General features: G+C 66.3%; 22 protein-coding genes. 15 read left to right on the forward strand and 7 right to left on the reverse strand.

Annotated features, from left to right (window positions below; genetic code table 11):
- Positions 1–101: 101 nt before the first annotated feature.
- From AC5RWX_RS07425 to fabF, 5 genes are all read left to right on the forward strand, one after another.
- Complete coding sequence (locus tag AC5RWX_RS07425) at positions 102–1,508, forward strand: PucR family transcriptional regulator (protein ID WP_494097163.1); 1,407 nt, start codon at positions 102–104, stop codon at positions 1,506–1,508.
- Between the two features lie 106 nt (positions 1,509–1,614).
- Entirely contained in the window at positions 1,615–2,580 is a 966-nt protein-coding gene (locus AC5RWX_RS07430; protein WP_494097164.1) for an ACP S-malonyltransferase, read from the forward strand.
- A complete protein-coding gene (locus AC5RWX_RS07435) occupies positions 2,577–3,644 on the forward strand; it encodes a beta-ketoacyl-ACP synthase III (RefSeq protein WP_494076974.1) in 1,068 nt (355 codons plus the stop codon). Before AC5RWX_RS07430 ends, AC5RWX_RS07435 begins: the two co-directional genes overlap by 4 nt.
- A gap of 111 nt (positions 3,645–3,755) precedes the next feature.
- Positions 3,756–4,001, forward strand: a complete 246-nt coding sequence (locus AC5RWX_RS07440; protein WP_127514824.1) for an acyl carrier protein — start codon at positions 3,756–3,758, stop codon at positions 3,999–4,001.
- Between the two features lie 106 nt (positions 4,002–4,107).
- Complete coding sequence (gene fabF, locus AC5RWX_RS07445) at positions 4,108–5,343, forward strand: beta-ketoacyl-ACP synthase II (protein WP_493943332.1); 1,236 nt, start codon at positions 4,108–4,110, stop codon at positions 5,341–5,343.
- Positions 5,344–5,463: 120 nt separating this feature from the next.
- Here the strand turns inward: fabF and AC5RWX_RS07450 are convergent, their stop codons facing one another.
- From AC5RWX_RS07450 to AC5RWX_RS07470, 5 genes are all read right to left on the reverse strand, one after another.
- Entirely contained in the window at positions 5,464–5,967 is a 504-nt protein-coding gene (locus AC5RWX_RS07450; protein ID WP_353918298.1) for a DUF3145 domain-containing protein, read from the reverse strand.
- A 391-nt stretch (positions 5,968–6,358) separates the two neighbouring features.
- Positions 6,359–7,312 (reverse strand): tyrosine recombinase XerC, encoded by a 954-nt coding sequence (locus AC5RWX_RS07455; protein ID WP_493943333.1) that lies wholly within the window; start codon positions 7,310–7,312, stop codon positions 6,359–6,361.
- A gap of 141 nt (positions 7,313–7,453) precedes the next feature.
- Positions 7,454–8,659 (reverse strand): DNA-processing protein DprA, encoded by a 1,206-nt coding sequence (dprA, locus tag AC5RWX_RS07460; RefSeq protein ID WP_493943774.1) that lies wholly within the window; start codon positions 8,657–8,659, stop codon positions 7,454–7,456.
- A gap of 38 nt (positions 8,660–8,697) precedes the next feature.
- Complete coding sequence (locus AC5RWX_RS07465; protein ID WP_493943334.1) at positions 8,698–10,239, reverse strand: YifB family Mg chelatase-like AAA ATPase; 1,542 nt, start codon at positions 10,237–10,239, stop codon at positions 8,698–8,700.
- Positions 10,239–10,595: a YraN family protein gene (locus tag AC5RWX_RS07470; RefSeq protein WP_493943335.1), complete on the reverse strand. Its 357-nt coding sequence runs from the start codon at positions 10,593–10,595 to the stop codon at positions 10,239–10,241. The genes AC5RWX_RS07465 and AC5RWX_RS07470 overlap by 1 nt, the downstream gene beginning before the upstream one ends.
- Positions 10,596–10,945: 350 nt before the next feature.
- Between AC5RWX_RS07470 and AC5RWX_RS07475 the strand changes: the two genes are divergently transcribed.
- The gene (locus AC5RWX_RS07475; RefSeq protein WP_494097165.1) at positions 10,946–11,965 is read left to right on the forward strand and encodes an NAD(P)/FAD-dependent oxidoreductase; all 1,020 of its coding nucleotides are present in this window, start codon (positions 10,946–10,948) and stop codon (positions 11,963–11,965) included.
- The gene (locus AC5RWX_RS07480; RefSeq protein WP_494097166.1) at positions 11,965–12,093 is read left to right on the forward strand and encodes a hypothetical protein; all 129 of its coding nucleotides are present in this window, start codon (positions 11,965–11,967) and stop codon (positions 12,091–12,093) included. The genes AC5RWX_RS07475 and AC5RWX_RS07480 overlap by 1 nt, the downstream gene beginning before the upstream one ends.
- Positions 12,094–12,116: 23 nt before the next feature.
- Here the strand turns inward: AC5RWX_RS07480 and AC5RWX_RS07485 are convergent, their stop codons facing one another.
- The gene (locus tag AC5RWX_RS07485) at positions 12,117–14,591 is read right to left on the reverse strand and encodes a GcvT family protein (RefSeq protein WP_494097167.1); all 2,475 of its coding nucleotides are present in this window, start codon (positions 14,589–14,591) and stop codon (positions 12,117–12,119) included.
- A gap of 212 nt (positions 14,592–14,803) precedes the next feature.
- Between AC5RWX_RS07485 and AC5RWX_RS07490 the strand changes: the two genes are divergently transcribed.
- The 8 genes from AC5RWX_RS07490 to AC5RWX_RS07525 all read left to right on the forward strand — a co-directional run bounded on the left by AC5RWX_RS07490 (position 14,804) and on the right by AC5RWX_RS07525 (position 22,007).
- Complete coding sequence (locus tag AC5RWX_RS07490; protein ID WP_494097168.1) at positions 14,804–15,424, forward strand: TetR/AcrR family transcriptional regulator; 621 nt, start codon at positions 14,804–14,806, stop codon at positions 15,422–15,424.
- A gap of 165 nt (positions 15,425–15,589) precedes the next feature.
- Positions 15,590–16,153, forward strand: a complete 564-nt coding sequence (locus tag AC5RWX_RS07495) for a helix-turn-helix domain-containing protein (protein ID WP_494097169.1) — start codon at positions 15,590–15,592, stop codon at positions 16,151–16,153.
- Between the two features lie 57 nt (positions 16,154–16,210).
- On the forward strand, positions 16,211–17,332 hold the full coding sequence (locus AC5RWX_RS07500; protein ID WP_494097170.1) for an ABC transporter substrate-binding protein: 1,122 nt from the start codon (positions 16,211–16,213) through the stop codon (positions 17,330–17,332).
- The gene (locus AC5RWX_RS07505) at positions 17,332–18,258 is read left to right on the forward strand and encodes an ABC transporter permease (RefSeq protein ID WP_494097171.1); all 927 of its coding nucleotides are present in this window, start codon (positions 17,332–17,334) and stop codon (positions 18,256–18,258) included. The genes AC5RWX_RS07500 and AC5RWX_RS07505 overlap by 1 nt, the downstream gene beginning before the upstream one ends.
- Positions 18,255–19,052: an ABC transporter permease gene (locus tag AC5RWX_RS07510; protein WP_493943342.1), complete on the forward strand. Its 798-nt coding sequence runs from the start codon at positions 18,255–18,257 to the stop codon at positions 19,050–19,052. The genes AC5RWX_RS07505 and AC5RWX_RS07510 overlap by 4 nt, the downstream gene beginning before the upstream one ends.
- The gene (locus tag AC5RWX_RS07515) at positions 19,042–20,154 is read left to right on the forward strand and encodes an ABC transporter ATP-binding protein (protein ID WP_494097172.1); all 1,113 of its coding nucleotides are present in this window, start codon (positions 19,042–19,044) and stop codon (positions 20,152–20,154) included. The genes AC5RWX_RS07510 and AC5RWX_RS07515 overlap by 11 nt, the downstream gene beginning before the upstream one ends.
- An 11-nt stretch (positions 20,155–20,165) precedes the next feature.
- Positions 20,166–21,569, forward strand: coding sequence for an NAD(P)/FAD-dependent oxidoreductase (locus AC5RWX_RS07520; protein ID WP_494097173.1), 1,404 nt, complete (start codon positions 20,166–20,168; stop codon positions 21,567–21,569).
- Positions 21,570–21,644: 75 nt separating this feature from the next.
- Positions 21,645–22,007 carry a cupin domain-containing protein gene (locus tag AC5RWX_RS07525; RefSeq protein WP_493943345.1) on the forward strand — a complete coding sequence of 121 codons (363 nt, stop codon included), beginning with the start codon at positions 21,645–21,647 and terminating at the stop codon, positions 22,005–22,007.
- 4 nt (positions 22,008–22,011) lie between these two features.
- Here AC5RWX_RS07525 and AC5RWX_RS07530 read toward each other — a convergent pair whose 3' ends face one another.
- A complete protein-coding gene (locus tag AC5RWX_RS07530) occupies positions 22,012–22,335 on the reverse strand; it encodes a DUF2469 domain-containing protein (RefSeq protein WP_127514805.1) in 324 nt (107 codons plus the stop codon).
- Positions 22,336–22,365: the final 30 nt, after the last annotated feature.

Here is a 22,365-nt window from a genome sequence, read left to right on the forward strand (position 1 = left end):
GGCGGACCCAGCCTTCCACGGCAGGGTCCGCCGCTTGTTTTAGTAGGAACCACACAAAAGCCCGAATGGAGCTTGCACCGCCGAGTGCGTATGCTCTTTGCATGCCCCAAGCCCGGACCGAGACCGCCAACGATGCTGAGCAGCCGGCTGAGCAGCAGGCCACCCAGCAGGGCCGGGATACCGCCCCGCAGCAGACCTCTGAACAGTCCGCCGCGGCTAAGCCGGCCGAGAAGTCCGCCCAAAAGCCCGCCGAAACCAAGCCGACGGCGGCAACATCCCCCGCCCGCCGCCGCGCCGGCACAGGGCGGCAGGCCGACCGCGCGGCCACCGGCAACCCGGAGACGCTGGACCGGCTACGGTCCAAAATCGGCGCCTTGGCCACGGCCACGTTGAAGCGGCTGGACTCGGACCTGCCTTGGTACCGCGGACTGCGGCCGGACGAACGGTCCGCCCTGGGCCTGGTGGCACAAAAGGGCATCGCGTCCTTTGTCACCTGGTACGAACGCCCCACCTCCCCCGCGTGGGTGATGAACGACGTCTTCGGCACCGCCCCCACCGAGCTGACCCGCTCCATCAGCCTGCAGCGCGCCCTGCAGCTGATCCGCGTGGTGGTCGAAGCGGTGGAGGACGAAGTCGCGGACCTGGCCAGCGGCAGCGACGAAGCCCAGCTGCGCGAAGCCGTGCTGCGCTACTCCCGTGAAGTGGCCTTCGCCGCCGCGGACGTTTACGCCCGCGCGGCCGAGACCCGCGGCTCGTGGGACACCCGGCTTGAGGCGCTGGTGGTAGATGCGATCCTGCGCGGCGAAAGCTCCGATGCGCTGCGCTCCCGGATTGCCGCGGTCGGTTGGAAGACCACCGGCCCGATCACGGTGATGGTGGGCGGCTCCCCCGGTGAACCGGGCCCGAGCTTCGTCACCGAGCTGCGCCGCGCCAGCTCCCGCTATGCCGCCGACACCTTGGTGGGCATCCAAGGCGACCGGCTGATCCTGGTGCTGGGCGGCGTGACAGACCAAGACACCGCGTTCGTCCGTCTGGCCGACCTTTTCGGCCCCGGTCCCGTGGTCTACGGGCCCGAGGCCCGCTCGTTGGTGGACGCCAGCACCTCGGCGCAGGCCGCGTTCGCCGGACTCAGCGCCGCGAAGGCCTGGCCGGCGGCACCGCGGCCGGTGGCGGCCAACGACCTGTGGCCCGAGCGAGTAATGTCCGGCGATGATATTGCCCGGCGGGACCTCTACAAGTACATCTACGTTCCGCTGGTCAACGCTGGCAACGGGCTGGTCGAAACACTCTCCAGCTACCTGTCCCTAGGGCACTCGCTGGAAGCCACGGCGCGCGAACTGTTCGTCCACGCCAACACGGTGCGCTACCGGCTGCGCCGGGTGTGCGATGTGACCGGCTGGGATCCGCTGCTGCCGCGCGAAGCCTTCGTGCTCCAGACCGCGCTCGGCGTGGGCCGGCTGATTGCTCCGGCGCGGAGCCCGAAGGACCGCTCGCCATCCCGTCAGTAGCCTGCGACAATCGGCACTACCTTGTAGACTTCCTACAAAGCGGTCCGGCGAGCTTCGTGTGCCGAAACACCGTGGAAACCATCTCCTCTTTGGAAAGCTTGAATACGTGCTTGCAATAGTCTGCCCAGGCCAGGGCTCCCAGACGCCCGGATTCCTCAGTCCCTGGCTTGAGGTACCCGGCGTGGCCGAACACCTCGGGCTGCTCAGCGACATCGCGCAGCTGGACCTGCTCTCCCACGGGACCGTGTCCGATGAGGAGACCATCAAGGACACCGCCGTCGCCCAGCCGCTGATCGTTGCCGCAGGCCTGCTGGCCGCCCGCGCCCTGACCGCAGACGAGGCGCTGGACCTGTCCACCGTCGTCGCGGGCCATTCGGTCGGGGAGATCACCGCCTCCGCCGTTTCCGGCGCGCTGACCGAGAACGATGCCATGAACTTAGTGCGCGAGCGGGCCAACGCGATGGCCCGTGCCGCCGCGCAGACTCCCACCGGCATGAGCGCCGTGCTCGGCGGCGATCCGGACGAAGTGCTGGCCGCCATCGAGGCCGCCGGCCTGACCCCGGCCAACGCCAACGGGGGCGGCCAGACGGTTGCCGCCGGCACCTTGGAGCAGCTGCAGGCGTTCGCCGCGAACCCTCCGGCCAAGGCCCGGGTCATCCCGCTGAAGGTGGCCGGCGCCTTCCACACCGAGCACATGGCCCCCGCGGTGAGCGCTTTGGAAAACCTGCGCCCGCAGTTGAAGCCGGCGATGCCGTTACTGACCCTGCTCTCCAATTACGACGGCGAACCCGTCGTCGGCGGCGAGGAGAACCTGGACAGCCTGATCGCGCAGGTCTCGCGTCCGGTGCGCTGGGACAAGTGCATGGAGAAGATGCTGTCCGTCGGCATCACCGGGCTGCTGGAGCTGCCGCCGGCCGGAACCCTGACCGGGCTGGCCAAACGCGGCATGAAGGGCGTGGCCACCATGTCGCTGAAGTCGCCGGACGATCTGGACGCAGCTAAAGCCTTCATCGCCGAACACACCGAACAGACCCCCGTCCTGAACAGCATGTCTGGAGAATCCGAGAAGTGAGCACCCCCGTCATTCAGCAGACCCCGCTCCGCGACTTCTCTCGCGTGCTGGGAATCGGCGCCTACCGCCCCGACGTCATCGTTACTAACGACGATGTCTGCCAGTGGATCGATTCCTCCGACGAGTGGATCCGCCAACGGACCGGAATCGTCACCCGCCACCGGGCCAACGCCAACACCTCCGTACTGGACATGGCCGAAGGCGCTGCCAAGGAAGCGATGGCTCAGGCCGGCATCACCGGCGACCAGCTCGGCGCCGTCATCGTCTCCACCGTGTCGCACCCGTACGCCACGCCGTCGGCCGCTGCCGCCCTGGCCGACCGAGTGGGCGCCACGCCGGCCCCCGCCTTCGACATATCGGCCGCCTGCGCGGGTTACTGCTACGGCATCGCCCAGGCCGACGCACTGGTCCGGTCCGGCACCGCCGATTACGTGCTGGTGGTCGGTGCGGAGAAGCTTTCCGACGTCATCGACAACACCGAGCGCACCATCTCCTTCCTGCTGGGCGACGGCGCGGGCGCCGTCATCGTGGGCCCCTCCGACATCCCGGGCATCAGCAAGCCGGTGTGGGGCTCGGACGGGAGCAAGTGGGACACCATCAGCATGACCCACTCGCTCAATTCCGTGCGCGAGCTGTCGCTGGCTGCCGAGGCCGCCGGCTCGCTGTCCGCCGTCTCGGACACCTTTGACGAAAAGGACACCAAGCTCTGGCCGACGTTGCGCCAGGACGGGCCGTCCGTGTTCCGCTGGGCCGTGTGGGAAATGGCCAAGGTGGCCAAGCAGGCGCTGGCGGCCGCCGGGCTGCAGCCGGAAGATCTGGCCGCTTTCGTCCCGCATCAGGCGAACATGCGCATCATCGACGAGATGGTCAAGCAGCTGAAGCTGCCCGAGAGCGTAGTGGTGGCCCGCGACATCGCCGACGCCGGCAACACGTCGGCCGCCTCGATCCCGCTGGCAACGCACCGCCTGCTGCAGGAAAACCCCGAGCTCTCCGGCGGACTGGCCCTGCAAATCGGCTTCGGCGCCGGCCTGGTGTTCGGCGCGCAGGTCATCGTCCTGCCGTAGACTGCCTTGCGGTAGTCGGGCCTCCCCCACATTCCAACCAGAACCAGGCCGCAGAACGCGGTTTGAAACCCCGTCCGGACACCGTCCGGCAGCACAAGAAAAGGAGCCACCATGGCTAGCAACGAAGAAATCCTGGCCGGTCTGGCCGAGATCGTCAACGAAGAAACCGGTCTGGCCCCGGAGGCTGTCGAGATGGACAAGTCCTTCACCGACGACCTGGACATCGACTCCATCTCGATGATGACGATTGTGGTCAACGCCGAGGAGAAGTTCGGCGTGCGCATCCCCGACGAAGAGGTCAAGAACCTCAAGACCGTCGGCGACGCCGTCAACTTCATCGTCAACGCCCAGGCCTAGTTCCGCGTTGCCCGGGCTCGCCCGGGATCCGGCGGCCGGCGGGTGATTCCCCAGTCCGGCCGCCGCACCAGATTTATCGCCCAATCACTATTGAGAGACTGAATCAATGGCACGCAAAGTAGTCATCACCGGCCTCGGCGCCACCACCCCGATTGGCGGCGACGTCCCCACGATGTGGCGCAATGCCCTCAAGGGCGTTTCCGGGGCCCATACCCTCGAAGATGATTGGGTAACCAAGTACGAACTGCCGGTAACGTTCGCCGCCAAGGCCAGCAACCGGCCCGACGAAGTACTGACCCGGGTCGAAGCCAAGCGGATGGACCCCTCCACCCAGTTTGCCGTCGTCGCGTCGCGTGAAGCCTGGAAGGATTCCGGCATCGAAGACGTGGACCACGACCGGCTGGCCGTGGCATTCGCTACCGGCATTGGCGGCGTCTGGACGCTGCTGGACGCCTGGGACACGCTGCGTGACCGCGGTCCGCGCCGCGTGCTGCCCATGACCGTTCCCATGCTGATGCCTAACGGACCTGCTGCCGCTGTCAGCATGGACCTGGGCGCCCGCGCCGGTGCCCACACCCCCGTCTCCGCCTGTGCTTCAGGCACCGAGGCGATGTCCATGGGCATCGAACTGATCCGGGCCGGCAAGGCCGACGTGGTGATGACCGGCGGCGCCGAAGCCGCAATCCACCCGATGCCGATCGCTGCCTTCAGCGCCATGCAGGCGCTGTCCAAGCGCAACGACGATCCCGAGCGTGCTTCGCGTCCTTACGACCTGGACCGCGACGGCTTCGTCATGGGCGAAGGCGCCGGTGCGCTGGTGCTGGAGGCCGAGGAACATGCCCTGGCCCGCGGCGCCCGCATCTACGCCGAGCTCGCCGGTTCCGGCGTCACCGCCGACGCTTACCACATCACGGCACCGGATCCCGAGGGTATGGGCGCCACCCGGGCGCTGAAGGCCGCCCTGTTCGACGCCCGTGCGCAGGCAACCGACGTGGTGCACGTCAATGCCCACGCGACGTCCACTCCGGTGGGCGACAAGCCGGAGTACACCGCACTGAAGGCAGCGCTCGGAGACCATGTTTCGAACGTTGCCGTCTCGGCGACCAAGTCGCAGACCGGCCACCTGCTCGGAGCCTCGGGCGCCGTGGAGTCCGTGATGACCGTGATGGCCGTCTACGAACGCCGCGCACCGGTGACCATCAACCTGGATAACCAGGACCCGGAGATCCCGCTGGATGTGGTCACCTCCGCCCGCGACCTGCCGCAGGGCGACATCATCGCGCTGAACAACTCCTTCGGCTTCGGCGGGCACAACGCCGTCGTCGTGTTCCGCAACGTCTAATCGCAGCGCCTCGCTAAAGGTACTGCCCGCGGGCAGCACGAAAGCACGAAAGGGAGGGCGGCCGGTGTTGACCGGCCGCCCTCCCTTTTGCGTTGCTGGAGGAGGGTTGGAAGCCTGCGGTTAGCCGACTTGGTGCAGCCAGCGCACGGGGGCGCCTTCGGCTGCGTGGCGGAACGGCTCGAGTTCCTCGTCCCAGGCCTCGCCCAGAGCGAGGGACAGTTCGTGATAGACAGCGGCGGGATCTCCGGCACCGGCTTCGTAGGCGTAGCGGATGCGGTCTTCGCTCACCATGACGTTCCCGTGAACATCGGTCATCGCGTGGAAAATCCCGAGTTCGGGCGTGTGCGACCAGCGTCCGCCGTCGACGCCGGGACTCGGTTCTTCAGCCACCTCATAGCGCAGGTGCGCCCAGCCGCGCAGGGCAGAAGCCAGCATGGCGCCTGTCCCCTGGGGCCCGACCCACGACAGCTCGGCCCGGTACATTCCGGGCGCGGCGGGCTGAGCGGTCCACTCGAGATCCGTTCGCTTATCCACGACGGATCCGACGGCCCACTCGATATGAGGGCACAATGCCGAAGGTGCTGAATGCACAAACAGCACGCCACGAGTCATCACAACAGACATCCCATCCTCCATTTGCTGTAGGTACGTCTTCCCCAACGACCTTCAGCCTTGAGACAGATGGAACTTGTCAGTACTGCTGTTTCCGACGCTTTCGATCCTCATTCTGCCGTACGGCGGCGAGTTGCGCCAGTGTAACTACCAATGTGCCATTCCGTGTCGGGAATTCTGGCCCAGCAGGCCTGTGTCAGGCCGACGACTTCCTCCAATGGGCATGAGGTTTTGGCTCGCCGTACCCGCGGTTAGTGGCCTCCGCTACCTGGCTCGCCGCTCCCTCCAGTAGCTGCCGCAACCCGGCTCGCCACTCCCTCCAGTAGCTGCCGCCACCCGGCTCGCCGCTCGATCTCCTTTGGCTCATTGCCGCTCGATTACCCTTGGTTCCGCTACCTGCGACCTAAGCCCGCGGGTGCGCCTGCTGGTAGCTGCGGCGCAACCGGTCCACCGAGACGTGTGTGTAGAGCTGCGTGGTCGCCAGCGTGCTGTGTCCCAGAATTTCCTGCACGGCCCGCAGGTCCGCTCCCCCGTCCAGCAAGTGGGTGGCAGCGCTGTGCCGCAGCGCATGTGGTCCGGTGGCAGAAGTATCCCCCAGCAGCGCGAAGAGCCGGGCCGCCACGGAGCGTACCTGGCGCGGGTCCACCCGCTTGCCTCGTTGGCCCAGAAAAGCTGCCGGGCCGCTCTCCGCGCCGGCGAGTTTGGGCCTCCCGCGGCGCAGCCAGTCGTCCATCGCGACGGCGGCCGGCAGCCCAAACGGAACGGTGCGCTCCTTGTTGCCTTTGCCCAGTACCCGGATGGTCCGCCGTTCGTTATCCACGTCGTCGATGTCGAGACCCGCCAGTTCGCTGACCCGGATGCCGGTGGCGTAGAGCAGTTCGATCATCGCCCGGTCGCGGAGCGGCAGCGGCTGGCCGTCCGCTGCTTCCTCCGCGAGGGTGCGGAATAGCTCGTCCACTTGGGCCGGCCGCAGCACGGTCGGCAGCGAGCTGTTGCGTTTAGGTGCCTTCAACCGCAGCGAAGGGTCCGTGGGGATGAGTTCCTCGCGCAGCGCCCAAGCCATGAAGCTGCGGGCGGTCGCGGTACGCCGAGCCAGCGTGGATCTGGCCATCCCGGCACTGTTCATCGCGCCCAGCCAAGAGCGCAGCGTTCCCAGAGTGATATCCGGAAGGGCTTCGGCTCCGACCTCCGCGGCGTGGAAGAGCAGATGCCTGACGTCCGCCAGATAGGCCCGGACAGTGTGTTCGGAGCGGGCACGTTCGGCGCTCAGATAGCGGGCGAAGCCGTCCAGAGCCGTATTAAAAGCCTCCGGAAGTGAGAGTGTGCCCTGCGGTTCGGGTTTGTCTGCAGAGCTCATCCCTTTACTTTGCTGGCCGGGGCGGACCAACTCAAGCAGGCGCACGGAGGCAGCCCAAAACTTTCTGTCCCGCCCGGCCCCGCCGTGCACCGGAGGTCACCCTGATTCCCTTCGACTGGCCTTCAGCTCGTCCGTCCGCGTTCAATCCCTCCGTCCGCGCCGCCAGCCGCCGGCATCCTGTACGGCGAGCCCTGCCGCCTCCAGCCGGCCGAGGCCAGCCAGTACCGTGCGGACCGGCAGTCCGGCGACTGTTGCGAGTTTGTCCACGGTGCTTCCTCGGCGAACCGGCAGGGCGTCGAGCAGTAGCAAGTCGTCAACGCCGAGGCCATCGTGGTCCGCGAGGACTTCCTGGTTACCAGCCTCCTGAACCGACCCGATCGGACCCGCCAGTTCGGCTGCTTCCGCAGCGTCGGTTATGGCCGTTGCAGTTCCCTCGCGTAAGAGGCGGTGGGTGCCGGCCGAGTTCGCGCTGTAGACGGATCCAGGAACCGCGCCCACGCCCCGGCCGAGGCCTGCGGCGTGGTGAGCCGTGTTTAGAGCACCTGAACGCCAACGTGCTTCCACAACGATAGTTGCCGCCGCCAACGCTGCGATCAGCCGATTTCTCTGCAGAAACCTCCAACGCGTCGGTGCGGCACCGGGCGGCACCTCGGCCAGCAGGATGCCCCGGCTGGTGATGGCCCGGAGCAGTTCCTCATTACCTGCCGGGTAGTACCGGTCGAGGCCGCCTGCCATGACCGCCATGGTAGAGACATGGTCCATCTCTGCGGCGAGCGCCGGTCGATGTGCCTGAGCGTCAATGCCGTAGGCGCCGCCGGAGATGACGCAGTAGCCCCGCTGTACCAATCCGGTGCTGATGTCACCGGTTACTTGGTTGCCGTAGTTGGTGCTGTCACGGGAGCCAACGACGGCAACCGTTGTTCCGACCTCCGGAATCCCGTCAGTGAACCGGCCCCTCGCCCAGAGGCAGAGCGGTTCACCGAGTCCGAGATCTGCCAGGGCGGCCGGCCAGGCGGCATCTCCCGGAATGAGCAGCGCGCCGCCGAGCCTGCCCATGACAGCGAGGTCGCGTTCCGGCGCCAGGTCCTTGACCCGCGGCGCCCACCGGTCCATGGCATCGGACAGCGGCTGCGTGCCCGCCGCGGCCTGACGGTCCAGAGTCCTGAGCAACTCCGCCTGCAGGCCGTGCCCGGCGCTTACCTGTCCGCTGGCGATACGAAGGGCATCGATGGGTCCGGCGACGGCAACCAATGCCAGTCCAATCCAGTCCGACGGCTCCATCAGCCGGGAAAGCGACGCCCTGGCCAGACGCTCGTCGTCGGAAGGCAATTGCGTCATTCTGGTCATCTCCTCGTAGCTGACTGGCGCTGATGGGGAAAGCACGCTCAGGCCGCCTTGACCTGTTGGCGGAACGTCAGCGCGGTGCTTACTGCGTCCCGGTCCGGCCGCTCCAAGCCGGCCAAGTCCGCGAGCGTCCACGCCACGCGCAGTACCCGGGTGTAGCCCCGCCCGGTCAGCACGGCGCTCTCCATGGCCCGGTCCAAATCGCGGGTGACAGCCGGCGAAGGCCGCAACTTGCCGGTGAGCAGTTCCCCGCTGATCTCCGAATTCAGCCCGATCCCCCACCGGCGCAACCGCTCCTGCTGGGCCGACCGTGCGGCAGCGACCCGGGCGGCGACGGCCGCACTGCTCTCCCGGCTGGTGCCGGCGGCCATCATTCCCACCGTCAGCCGCTGCAGGGTCAGTTGCAGGTCGATGCGGTCGGTCAAGGGATTGGAGAGTTTGCCAAAATAACGGCGCTTCTGCTCAGCCGTGCAGGTACAGTCCAGTCCCTTTCCTCCGGAAAGCCCGCACGGACAAGGATTGGCGGCCATGACCAATTGGAAGCGTGCGGGGTAGGCGGCGCTTCCGGCGGCCCGGTGCACCACCAGCTTCCCGCTCTCGAGCGGCTGGCGCAGGGCGTCGAGGACCTGCCGGTCGTACTCCGGCGCTTCGTCCATGAATAGCACGCCGCGGTGGGCCCTTGAGGCTGCGCCCGGCCGAGGCAGGCCGGAACCACCGCCGATGATGGAAACGGCGGTGGCTGTGTGGTGGGGGCTCTCATAGGGTGGGCGTCGTATCAGTTCGGTGAGCGGCCCTGCTGTGGCGCTCAAGGAGTGGATGGCGGTGACCTCCATGGCGTGATGGTCGGGGAGGTCGGGCAGGATACCGGGCAGCCGTTCAGCCAGCATGGTCTTCCCAGCTCCGGGCGGTCCGACCAGCAGCAGGTGGTGTCCGCCTGCTGCTGCCACTTCCAACGCCATTCGGGCTTCGTGCTGTCCCGCCACGTCCGCCAGATCCGGTGCCGGACCAGCAGGGCCAGTCGCAGCCGCTATGGACCCCAACGGCGGTCCCGATGCGACGACGTTGAGCCGGTCATGATCGGCTCCAAACGCCAGCAGCACCTCGGCCAAGGTTTCAAAGCTGCGCACTTCCGCGCCCGGCACCAAAGCGGCCTCATCAGCATTCGCTGAAGCGACAACCACCTGTGAATAGCCCGCGTCGACGGCCGCCATGACCGCCGGCAAGACCCCGCTCACCGGACGGAGCCGCCCGTCCAAACCGAGCTCGGCCAGGAACACCGTTCGGGCGGTGGGGCGGATGTCATCCGCTGCTTGAAGGGCTGCCAGCACGATGGCCAAATCAAAACCGGAACCCTTTTTCGGCAGCGAGGCCGGGACCAGGTTGACAGTGATTTTGCGCCGGCTGAGCGGGACGCCGGCGTTCTTCGCGGCCGCTTTGATTCGCTCCTTGGCTTCGGACAGAGACGCGTCCGGCAGGCCCAGGAGCACAAACGCCGGAAGTGTCTGGCCGATGTCCGCTTCGACCTCCACGATGTGGCCGTTCAAGCCCACCAGAGCGACGGAGAACGTCCGCCCGAGGCCCATCAGCCGACGTCCTTCAGATGCTCGATCACAGGCCAGCGAGCCTGTCCGTAAAGCACGGCGACCGCGTCCACGCGCATGCCGGTGCCGGCCATGCCGTGGTCCCGCAGCCACTGGTGCCCCAAAGACCGGAGCCGCCGGACCTTGGCCTCGGTGATGGCTTCGAATGGGTGTCCGTAGTCGGTGCTGCGACGCGTCTTCACCTCAGAGACCACGATGGACGCCCCGTCCACCGTGACGAGGTCCAATTCCCCGTCCGGGCTGCGCCAATTGCGGTCGATCACCTGTTGGCCGGCACCGGACAAATAAGCCGCGGCCATATCCTCGCCGCGCCGCCCGAGTTCATCCTTCGCTCTCATGCCTCCAGCCTGGTGGCAGGCAGCAGGAGGTATCTTCAGCAAACCCCGGAATGTGGACAACCCGCCCCCGACGGCAATCTGTGCAGGACAAGGCGGAATCGAGGCCATGGACCACAGGTAACCGCGGGCGGGCAGTTGGCGCGGGAGACCCAGAACAGGTGCGCCTCGCCAGAGGGGCGGGAGGGGCAGGGCCCATAGCCTCAGCTAAGGTAAGGAGTGACGCGCAGCACATCTTGGCCTGTGCTCGATTTCAACCTCCGGGCGCCCGCATGGGCGCCGTCTGGATGCGGGCCGCTGGCACGCTGGGAGGGCGTTGACAGGAACGGTCCACGGACAAGGAAGGGCTCACAGTGAGGATAACTGTCGTCGGCGCTGGTGCATGGGGTTTGCCGGCAGCGGCCGAGCTGGCAGGTCGGGGGCACCACGTCACCCTGATCGACCGCTTCGGTGTATCGAACCCCCTGTCATCCTCATATGGTCCGACGCGCATGTGGCGCATTGCCGACCCGGACCCCGGTCGCGTGCGGCTGTCCGAGTTGGGGCTGGAGGCCATGAAGCGGCTATCGAGCAGGGCCGGGACGCCGGTCTACCACCGGAAGGGCCTGCTGTGGCGCGACACAACGTCTCTGCCGCGCCTGCGGTCAACGCTTCTCGCCGAAGATGTGCCCTTTGAGGAGGTCGAGTCGGGCGACGTTGCACAGTTCCTGCCGGGTCTGAGGCCGGATGGACGGGATGCCGTCTGGCAGCCGGACGCGGGCGTGGTTTTGGCCGACGTGAGCCTGCAGGCTCAGTTTCGGCTGTTTTGCGCGGCAGGCGGCACATTTCTGCGAGGGGCCACGGTGTCGGAGGTTTCGGCAACGGAAGGGGCTGCCGGCGCTTCCCTCTCGGACGGCAGGCGCATCGACGCGGATGTAGTGGTGATAGCGGCCGGGCCGGGGAGCGGCGACCTGCTCTCGCAGCTCGGTTTGCCTGCGCCGCTTCGGCCGTACCTGGAGCAGGTGGTCCATTTCGGTGATGCACGTCGACGGGGCGCCGCCGACGGCTATCCCTGCTTTTTTGACGGACCAACAGGCGAAGCGCCCGGCATCTACGCCATGAGCAGCCCCGGCATAGGCTACAAGGTCGGTCTGGATAGTCCGCTGAGAAACTACGTCGAGGGGGACGTCGACAGGTCCCCGGATCAGGTGCGCACCGGCATCATCCAGAAAAGAGTGCGCCACAGTTTGTCAGCGCTGCAGCCCGATGTGCTCGATGCACAAGTCTGTGTCTGGACCGACACCCCGACGGCAGGTTCGTCGTCGACTCGCCAATCCCCGGCGTTGTGGTGGCATGCGGGGATGCCGGCGAGGGGTTCAAATATTCAGCGCTGATGGGCATCATTGTCGCCGACCTCGTCGAGGACAAGCAGCCCGAGGCTGACATCAGCCCCTACCGGTTGAGCCGTTTCAGTTTCGGGGAAAGTGCCGACTGGGGTGTTCCGACCGCGCTGGGCCGCTGAGCGGCGGCGGAAACCCCCGGCTGCTAGCCCCGCAGCCGCTCCCCTTTCGGATCGTAGAACGGCCTGCGGGAGACCGTGGCCGCGACGAGTTTGCCTTTGCATTCGACCGTGATTCTTCCGGACAGGTCGGCATCCCCTGCGACTGAGGCGAGCCCAACTGCGCGTCCCAGCGTGTAGCCGTAGCTGCCACTGGTCATCCGGCCCACCGGCACACCGTCGCAGAAAACGGTCTCGTCGTGCACGAACAACGGCTCCGGGTCCTCCAGCGCCACGTACACGGTCCGGTACGGGGGCGATGCCGCATCCAGTTTCGCCACAGCGTCCCGGCCCACGAAGCCGCCTGGCTTGGCCAGCGCCACGGTGAAGCCGAGTCCGGCGGAGTAGGGGTCGTCGGCGGGCCCGATGTCATGCCCGAGATGGCGGAAACCCTTCTCGCTGCGCAACGAGTCGAGGGCGTGGTATCCGGCCAGCCGCACGCCGAGGTCCTGGCCGGCTGCCCACAACGCGTCAAACACATTGACGGCTATGTCCGCGCTCGGATACAGCTCGTAGCCGAGTTCGCCGACAAAGCTCACCCGCAGGGAGTAGGCGAAGCCGTCGGCGATCTCCATGGTCCGCCCTTCGGTGTATGCCTGGGCGGCGTCCGACCAGTCCCCCGGCGAGACGCGGCTGAGCAGTTCCCTGCTCTTTGGCCCCATGACCCCGATGGTCGCCAAACCGGCGGTCGCATCGAAGACCGCGGCCGCCTTGCCGTGCGCCAACCGCCGCAGGTACCCCAGTGTCTTGTCCTGGCTGAAGGCAGGCGTCACCACAAGGAATCTGTCGGCTTCGAGCCTGGTCACGGTGCCGTCCAGTTCGATCCCCCCGGCTTCGTTGAGCATCAGGGTGTAGACGGCCTTGCCGACGCGGACGTCGACGTCCGCGGTACAGGCCTGCTGACACACTGCCAGCGCCTCCGGACCTGCCACTTCGATCTTCGCGAAAGAACTCAGGTCGAACAGCACCACCCCTTCCCGCGCTCCACGGTGCTCTTCACCGACGCGGTCGAACCAGTTCTGCCGGCCGTAGCTGTATTCATAGTCCGGTGCGGTCCCGGGGACGCCATACCAGTTGGCCCGTTCCCAGCCGTTGAGTTCCCCGAAGCAGGCGCCGAGCCCGGCGAGCCGGGAGTGCAGCGGCGAGCGTCGGACGTTGCGCGCGGTAGCCGGCTGCAGTTGCGGCCAGTGCATGGCGTAGAGCCGTCCCAGTCCCTCCCGCGTCCGTGCATGGAGGTAGCGGCGGTTGCTCTGGTGCCGCGAGAACCGCTGGACGTCGACCGCGGCTGCATCGAAGCCCGGTGAACCGGAGATCACCCACTCGGCCAGTTCCCGGCCGGCGCCGGGGGCGAAAATGATGCCCTGGGAGTTGAAGCCGGCCGCAACGAAGAGGTTGAGCACCTCGGACGTTTCCCCGAGCACAAAGTTGGAATCGGGGGTGAAGCTCTCGGGGGCATTCAGGAAGCGGTCGTAGCTGCTGGTCGCCAGTACCGGCACCGCTGCCTCGGCCTTGCTGCGGATCGCCGCGAAGTGCTCCCAGTCGGCCTCGAACTCCGCGAAACCGCCTCGGCCGATCTCGTCCACCGGCCGCGGCAACCCGTCCGGCTCGAAGGCGCCAACCAGCAGCCGTCCCGACTCATGCCGGATGTAGTAGCTGTTGTCCAGGTCCCGGAAGACGGGCAGTTCGGGCACGGCGCCGTCGATCTCCTCGGTCCTCACGTGCACGTGCTCGGCGGCGTACAGCGGCACATGCGCCCCGGCGGTCGCGGCCAGGTCTCGCGTCCACAGCCCGCAGGCGAGGATCACCCGTTCGCTCTCTATAATCCCCTGATCCGTGACGACCCCCGTCACCCGGCCCTGGACTTGGCGGATGCCGGTGACGGACACGTTTTCGCGCAAGGCGGCACCGAGCTCGAGGGCGCACTTGGCAAAGGACAGCGCGGCGTAGCCGGGATTGATGTGCCCGTCATGCGGCAGGTAGAGAGCGCCGAGCACACCGTCGGTCCGGGCCAGCGGCCATAGCCGGCCCAGGCCGGCGGCGTCGAGGATCTCCGCCTCGGTGCCGTTCTGGCGTGCCACGTCGCAGGCGTAGCGCATTTCATCCACCCGCCCGGTGGTCCGCGCCACCATCACCGAGCCGCATTGCTGGAACGAAACGTCGAGCCCGGAGCGTTGTTCGAGCATGCGGTATGTCTCGAGGCCGTACTGGGCCAGCTTGGTCATCGCCGTCGTGGTCCTCGCGCCGGTTACCAAGCCTGCCGCGTGCCACGTGGTGCCGCTGCCCAGAACATTGCCTTCCAGCAGGAGGACGTCCGTCTCCCCCGACGCCGCCAAGTGATAGGCGATGCTGGCCCCTACAATTCCCCCGCCGACGACGACGGTGCGGGCCCGGGCGGGCAGCGGCTGGCGGGCCTCATCGGTGAAGGCGGTCGCGCTGATGGTGCGGTCAACTAGCCGGTCCATGGGTTCCTCGCTTCTGTTAGTGGCAGTTTCGGGTGCACACCAGGCGCCACAGCCCGCGACGACTGCCTCAACGCCTCGTCGCGGTGTCGGCAGCACCTTCCGCCTTCTGGCCGAGCCTCGTCAGGCTCCGCAGCGGGGAAGGCGTTAGTCACTGTCCTTAGCGTTAATAATGAATTATTGTGAACCGTATCACAGCTCCTTTGGAGGGAACCATGACTCCCCTTAACGCCCCCGACACTGCCCCGCCCGAGGATGACCAGCCGCGTCGCCTGGTCATCCTCGAGGCAGCGGAACGACTGCTGGCCGCCCGGGGATACGACGGAATCCGCCTGCGGGACATCTCAACCGAAGCCGGGATTTCGATCGGGATGATCCAGCACTACTTCCCCAGCCGGGACGCAGTAGTCCGCGAAATGCTGGTGACCGCCTGTGAGCGCAGGGCCACGGAATGGCAGCTACCGGCACTACGGCAGGAGGACGCGGCCGCGAAGATCCGTGCGCTTCTCGCCGGTGCGGTCACTGATCCGCAACACTGCACCGTCTGGCTGGAGTCCTGCGCGGCCGCCAGTAGGTACGAGGAGGTGCAACCCGTCGTGCTGCACACCAACAACATCTGGCGGCAGACACTCGCCCAAGCCATTGATGAAGGCGTCGAAGCCGGCCGCTTCGCCCCCGCCGCTCCCGTCGAACAGATCGTCGACCTGTTCGTAGCCCTCATCGACGGCTTGATTATGGCCGTAGCCACGAAGGACCCGAAGGTCACGCCTCACTACAGCAATTCGCTGCTGCTGTCGACGGCCCGACTACACCTCGGAACTGACCTGGATGCATAACCCAAGGGGCGGCACCGGCGATCGGCCGATACAGGCGACATGTCCCGCCCACGAAAAACGCTGGCAAATCCCTTGTCTCCCGACGGCTCTCGGGCTAGGGTCTGACTAAACAAAGTGATTAGTGTCACAAATCAGTCCGTTCGGTAAGACTTAGGGAGGTGTTCGGTGAACGATGCACTCTACAACGAGCAGTCCATCGGACATCGCATTCGCGCGGCCCGGGAACTGCGTGGCCTCTCGCTGCGCGGCCTTGCGCAGCTGACCGGAGTCAGCTCGGGCTTCCTCAGCCAGCTGGAGAATGAGCACTCGAACGCCAGCGTCGCCACGCTCAAGAAAATTGCGGAGGCGCTTGGAACAACGACGGCAGAGCTGATTGACGGCACCAGGCCCGAGGGTCGGGTACTGCGCAAAGCCGACCGGCCCGTTTTTCACTCAGGCGACGGTCTCAACAAATACCTGCTCACCGGCTCGCCGCAGCGGAATCTGGAGGTCTACGCCGGCGAGCTCGACGTTCACGGCGGGACGGGCGAGGAGCTGTATGCGCACGGCAACGCCCAGGAGGTCCTCGTCTGCTTGAAGGGGCGGGTGGAGGTCCGCCTCTCCGGCGAGTCCCATGTGCTGAAGTCCGGGGACAGCGTCGAATACCTCTCGTCCACGCCGCACGGTCTTCGAAACCTGGCCCACGGCGAATCCGAAGTCATGTGGATCATCAGCCCGCCGACCATTTGAAACATTCCAGTCAGCACATTTCGACAGTCAGCGTTCCACACTCAAAGAGGAGAAGAAATGTCAGCAGATACCACACACCGCCGCAAGCGTGCCTTGCCGGTTGGCATGGCGGCAGCAGTCGCCCTGCTCCTTTCGGCCTGCGGCGGCGGGGGCAGTGCGGCCTCGGCCGAGATCGATCTGGGTCCCGGTCCTGCGGAGGCCGGCACGGTCAAGCCCGGGGCCTTGGATGGCCTGAACATGACCTTTGCCTCGTACGGCGGCATATACCAGGACGGACAGATGGCAGCGGCAGTGACGCCGTTCGCCGAGGAGTCCGGGGCAAACGTCTTGTCTGACGGTCCGATGGAGTATGCGAAGATCCAGGCGCAGGTGGAATCGAACAACGTGACGTGGGACGTCGTTGACACCGATTCCAACTGGGCGGCCGGGCAGTGCGGGAAGCTCCTGCAGAAGCTGGACTACTCGATCATCGACAAGTCCAATATCCCCGAGGGCCTGGCCAGTGACTGCTACGTGCCGGCCATGCAGTACGCCACGGTCATGGTGTACAACACCGAGAAGTTCAGCGACGCGCCACAGAGCTGGGCGGATTTCTTCGACACCAAGAAGTTTCCCGGCAAGCGTGCCGTCCAAGGCGCCGACGTCGGAGGCGGCCTTCTGGAGGGCGCCCTGATCGCAGACGGAGTGGCCGAGGAGGACCTGTACCCGCTCGATGTCGAGCGGGCGCTGAAAAAGGTGGACACGATCAAGGACAACCTCGTGTATTGGACCACGGGTGCCCAGTCGCAGCAGATGCTTGAAGCCGAGGAAGTGGACATGGCCCTGGTGTGGTCCGGCCGCGGCTTCGGAGCTTTGGAAAACGGAGCCCCGTTCGAGCCGGTCTGGGAAACCGGCGTCGTCGTGATGGACGTCCTTGCTGTTCCCACGAACGCCAAGAACCCGAAGGCTTCGATGGCGCTGATCAACTACGCTCTGGGCAAGGAACAGCAGGAGAAGCTCACGGAGGAAACGTCGTATTCCCCGGTCCACGTGGACGCCAAACCGACGGTGAATGAGAACGGCAAGAAGTTCCTGATCACCGAGCCTGAGATTGCGGACAAGGTCCTGGTCTCTGACTTCGCCTGGTGGGGCGAGAACTACGCGTCGACCTTGGAACGCTGGACGGCCTGGGTCTCCTAATGAGCAACGCAGTCAAAGACCCCGTCCGGCCGGCAGCCCCGGCTGGCCGGACGGGGAAGGGAGAGGACCCGGCACCGATGGCCGGAGAGCGCAGGCGGCTGAGTCCGTTGTTGTTGTTGCTGCCGGCGCTGGCGCTGATGGTCGGCGTGTTCGCCTATCCGCTGGCGGAGGCTATGTGGCGCAGCGTGGCGGACCCGGTGCCCGGCCCGCAGAACTACGAATGGTTTGCCTCCAACGCCGGGAACTGGGCCGTTCTTGGCCGAACGTTGTGGGTGGCGCTGCTGTCCGCAGCCATCTGCCTGGTGCTGGCCTACCCCTATGCGTACTTCATGGTGATTTCCGGCCCGAAGGTGCGCGCCGCACTGGTCGTCATAGTCCTCATACCGTTCTGGACCTCGCTGATGATCCGCAGCTTCGCGTGGATCATCCTGCTGCAGGACAACGGCCTGATCAACGGCATGCTCGGCTTCCTGGGACTGGGGCCATTCGAAATGATCCGGAACACCACCGGCGTCCTGATCGGCATGGTCCAGGTGCTGCTGCCTTTCATGGTCCTGCCGCTGTATGCGTCGATGCGCAACGTGGACCTGCGGCTGCTGCAGGCTTCCAGCAGCCTGGGCGCCGTTCCCTTCGTCTCCTTCACCCGCATCTTCATGCCGCTGGCCATGCCCGGCGTGGTGTCCGGCTCCCTGCTGGTCTTCATCCAGGCGCTCGGCTTCTACATCACGCCGGCGCTGCTCGGCTCCCCGTCCGAGATGCTGATCTCGCAATACATCTACGTGCAGGTCAATGGCCAACTCCAGTGGGGGCGCGGCAGCGTACTGGGCGTCATCCTGCTCGTTGCCACTTTGCTGCTGCTGGGCCTGCTGGCGCTGCTGCTGCGCAAGAGCAAACGTGCCGCCGGCGATGAAGGAGGGCTGCTGTGAAACATTCCGTGCTGACCCGGTCCCTGCTGTTGTTCTATGCGGGCCTGGTGGCCGTGATCTTGATCGCGCCGACCGCGATCGTCATTCCGCTGAGCTTCACGGACAAGGCCTCGCTGAGCTTCCCGCCGTCGGGCTGGTCGCTGCGCTGGTATGAGAATTTCTTTAGCGACCGGGCCTGGATGTCGGCTCTTGGCAATTCGATCTTGATCGCCGTCGTTGTTGCAGTCGTGGCAACGGTCATCGGCACCGCGGCGTCGATGGGGCTGCAGAAGTTTGTGCGGCGCCGGGCCGCCAAGACGGTGCAGGCGCTGCTACTGGCCCCGATCGTGGTTCCTGCGATTATTCTCGCCATCGGCATCTACGCGATCTTCCTGCGGCTGCAGATGCTGGGCACCGTGACCGGATTCGTGCTGGCCCACACGGTCCTGGCCGTGCCTTTCGTGGTGGTCTCCGTCACGGCGGCCCTCAGCGGTTTCGATCAGCGGCTGGCGACGGCGGCCGCAAGCCTGGGCGCGAACCGGTGGTCCACCTTCCGGAGGGTCATTTTGCCGGCTATTCTGCCCGGGGTTGTTTCGGGGGCACTCTTCGCCTTCGTGACCTCGTTCGACGAGGTCGTGTTGTCGATCTTCATCAAAAGTCCGTACTTGGAAACGCTGCCCGTCAAGATGTATTCGTCCGTCACTAGGGACACGGACCCAACCATCGCGGCCGCGGCAACCATGATCATGCTCTTGACGACAATCATCATTGCCGTCGGGCTGCTCAGTATGCGTAGGAGGAAACGTGTCCAGTAAGCTCACCGGGGCCGGCACCCGGATCGACATCCAGAACGTCACGAAGCGCTATGCCAAATCCACCGCCGTGGACGACGTGTCGCTGACCATCGAGCCGGGTGAATTCATCACGCTGCTGGGCCCGTCCGGCAGCGGCAAGACGACCACACTGAATCTCGTGGCCGGCTTCACCGACCTGACCAGCGGCTCGATCGAAATCGACGGCCAGCGCGTGGACAACGTGCCGGCGCACAAGCGCGGGCTCGGCGTCGTTTTCCAGCACTACGCACTGTTCCCGCACATGAGCGTGGCCGAGAACATCGCGTTTCCGCTGCAGCAGCGCAAGACTCCCAAGTCCAAGCAGCAAACGCTGATTGCCGAGGCGCTGAAGACCGTCGGCCTGTCCGGCTATGAAGACCGCTACCCACGCGAACTCTCCGGCGGCCAACAGCAGCGCGTCGCCTTCGCCCGCGCCATGGTCTTCAACCCTCGCGCGCTGCTCATGGATGAGCCGCTTGGTGCCCTGGACAAGAACCTGCGCGAGAAGCTGCAGCTGGAGATCAAGCGGATCCACCAAGAAGTGGGCCGCACCTTCGTCTTCGTCACCCATGACCAGGAAGAAGCCCTGATTCTCAGCGACCGCATCGCCATCTTCAACAATGGAAGGATCGAGCAGGTCGGTACCAGCGCGGAGCTCTACGAACGCCCCGCCAGCCTGTTCGTGGCCCGGTTCATGGGCGAGTCCACCATATTCCGTGCCGACGTCGATACGTCCGGCCGGGAGTGGTCCATGGACTTCCACGGCACCAGGCTCCGCGGCCCCGCCGGCCGTAGCGTCTCCGGCAAGGGCGCCCTGGTCCTGCGGCCCGAACAGCTGCGCGTCGCCACGAAGGCGGAGGAAGCCCCCGGCGGGGCTGTCACCGTTCCGGTCAAGGTGGTCCAGAACATCTATCTGGGCTCCGGCCACAAATACGAGCTGCAGCTGGCTGACGGGTCAACCGGCATCGTCCGCACCCCGTTGTCCGAAAGCAACGGTCTGCGGCCCGGAGACGATGCCGTTGTCTACTGGTCCGCCCAGGACGGCGTGCTGCTCGAAGACTCCGACCTCGTCTCCACGACCTAGGAAATCCCACCATGAGCAAAAAACTGATCAACGAGACGGCCACGACGGTCAACGGCAACGTCTCCTTCTGGTTTGCCGAGGACGGGCTGCCCGCGCCCCGGTCGGCCCTGGCCGGCGACACGACGGCCGATGTCGCCATCGTCGGCGCCGGCTACACCGGGCTGTGGACGGCGTACTACCTCAAGAAGGCCCGGCCGGAGCTGGATATCGTTGTGCTCGAGAGCCGCTTCGCCGGCTTCGGCGCCTCGGGCCGCAACGGCGGCTGGTTGACCAACAGCATCACCGGCGGCCGCGGCCAGTACGTCAAGGCGCACGGCCGTGCGCTGGTGGGCCGCTTCCAGACGCTGCTGAACGAGACGGTGGACGAGGTTATCGCGGTCGCCGGTGCGGAGGGCATCGACGCCGGTGTCCGCAAGGGCGGCGAGCTGAATGTGGCCCGCAATCCGGCCCAGCTGGAACGGCTCAAGGCCCTGGCCGCAGCCGAGGCCGAGTGGCCCGAGGCCGGCGTCCGCCTGCTGAGCGCGGCCGAAAGCAACGAGCGGGTCCGGATTGCCGGCACGCTCGGCGCCGTCCACCAGCCGCACTGTGCCCGAATCCATCCGGCCAAGCTGGTGCGCGGCCTGGCGGAGAGCGTGGAAGCCTTGGGCGTCCGCATCTACGAGGACACCGCCGTCACCGAAATCAGCCCCCGGCTGGCGCGGACGGAGAGGGGTGACGTCCGGGCCGAGTACATTCTGCGAGCGACGGAGGGCTTCACCGCGAACCTGAAGGGCTCGCACCGCGAATGGCTCCCGATGAATTCGTCGATGATCGCCACCGAGCCCCTCAGAGACGACGTCTGGGCGGCGATCGGGTGGAATGAGTTCGACACTGTGGGCGACATGGCGCACGCCTACATGTACGCCCAGCGCACGGCCGATAACCGGATTGCGCTCGGCGGGCGCGGCGTGCCCTACCGGTTTGGCTCCAAGACGGATACGGACGGAGCCACCCAGCCCGAGACCATCCAGAACCTGGCCGCGATCCTGCACGACATGTTCCCGGCCACCCGCGGCGCACGGATCGACCATGCCTGGGCCGGTGTGCTGGGCGTCCCGCGCGACTGGAAGGCCACCGTCGGCCTGGACCGGGAGACCGGCATCGGCTGGGCCGGCGGGTATGTCGGCACCGGCGTGACCGCGACGAACCTGGCCGGCCGGACGCTGCGGGACCTTGTCCTGGGCTCCGAGAGCGAATTGACCACCATGCCGTGGGTGAACCGCCAGGTGCGCGAGTGGGAAGTGGAACCGCTGCGCTGGATTGCCGTCAAAGCCCTGTACGCGGCGTACTACGCCGCAGACAAGTCGGAGAACTCCGGCCGCACATCCACGTCCCCGATCGCGAAGGCTGCAGACCTCATCTCCGGGCGCGCCTGAAGCACCCCACGCTGGTCGAGCAGCGCAAAGCACCGCTGCTCGACCAGCCCGGATCACGACTAGAAAGGCTCAACCATGTCCATTGACACCATCCACCTTCCGGCGGCACCTAGCGCAGTGCTCGGAGCGCCTGCACCTAAGCCCACGGCGATCACTGAAGACCAGCAGGAGGCATCCCGCGAGGTCTGGAGCGCGGACAGCCTGAACGTGGGCATCTGGGAGTGTTCCCCCGGTTTGTTCACCGCGGTGCGGGATGGCTACCACGAGGTTTGCCAGATCCTCGCCGGGCGGGTAACCATCACCGCGGAGGGGCAAAAGCCGGTGGAAGCGCGAGCCGGCGACACCGTTGTCATGCCCGCCGGCTGGAAAGGTACGTGGGAAGTCCACGACACCGTCCGGAAAACCTACATCACCCTTGACGGCGTCGGCGGCCGGTAGCCCGTCAGCCGCCGAGGCCGTCCTTGGGCAGGGTGAGGTCGTCGTTCTTGGTGAGTTCCTCGACGTTGACGTCCTTGAACGTGATGACGCGGACGGACTTCACAAACCGGGCGGACCGGTAGACATCCCAGACCCACGCATCTTGCAGGGTCAGGTCGAAGTAGACCTCGCCGTCGGCCGAGCGGGCCTGCAAATCAACATGGTTGGCCAGGTAAAAGCGGCGCTCCGTCTCCACGACGTAGCTGAACAGGCCGGCGACATCGCGGTACTCCCGGTAGAGCTGCAGCTCCATATCGGTTTCATAGTTCTCAAGGTCTTCGGCGCTCATATTCCCATCCTGCCCCAGATTGACTGGCGG

This window comes from Arthrobacter sp. SPT-J7 (genome assembly GCF_059089965.1).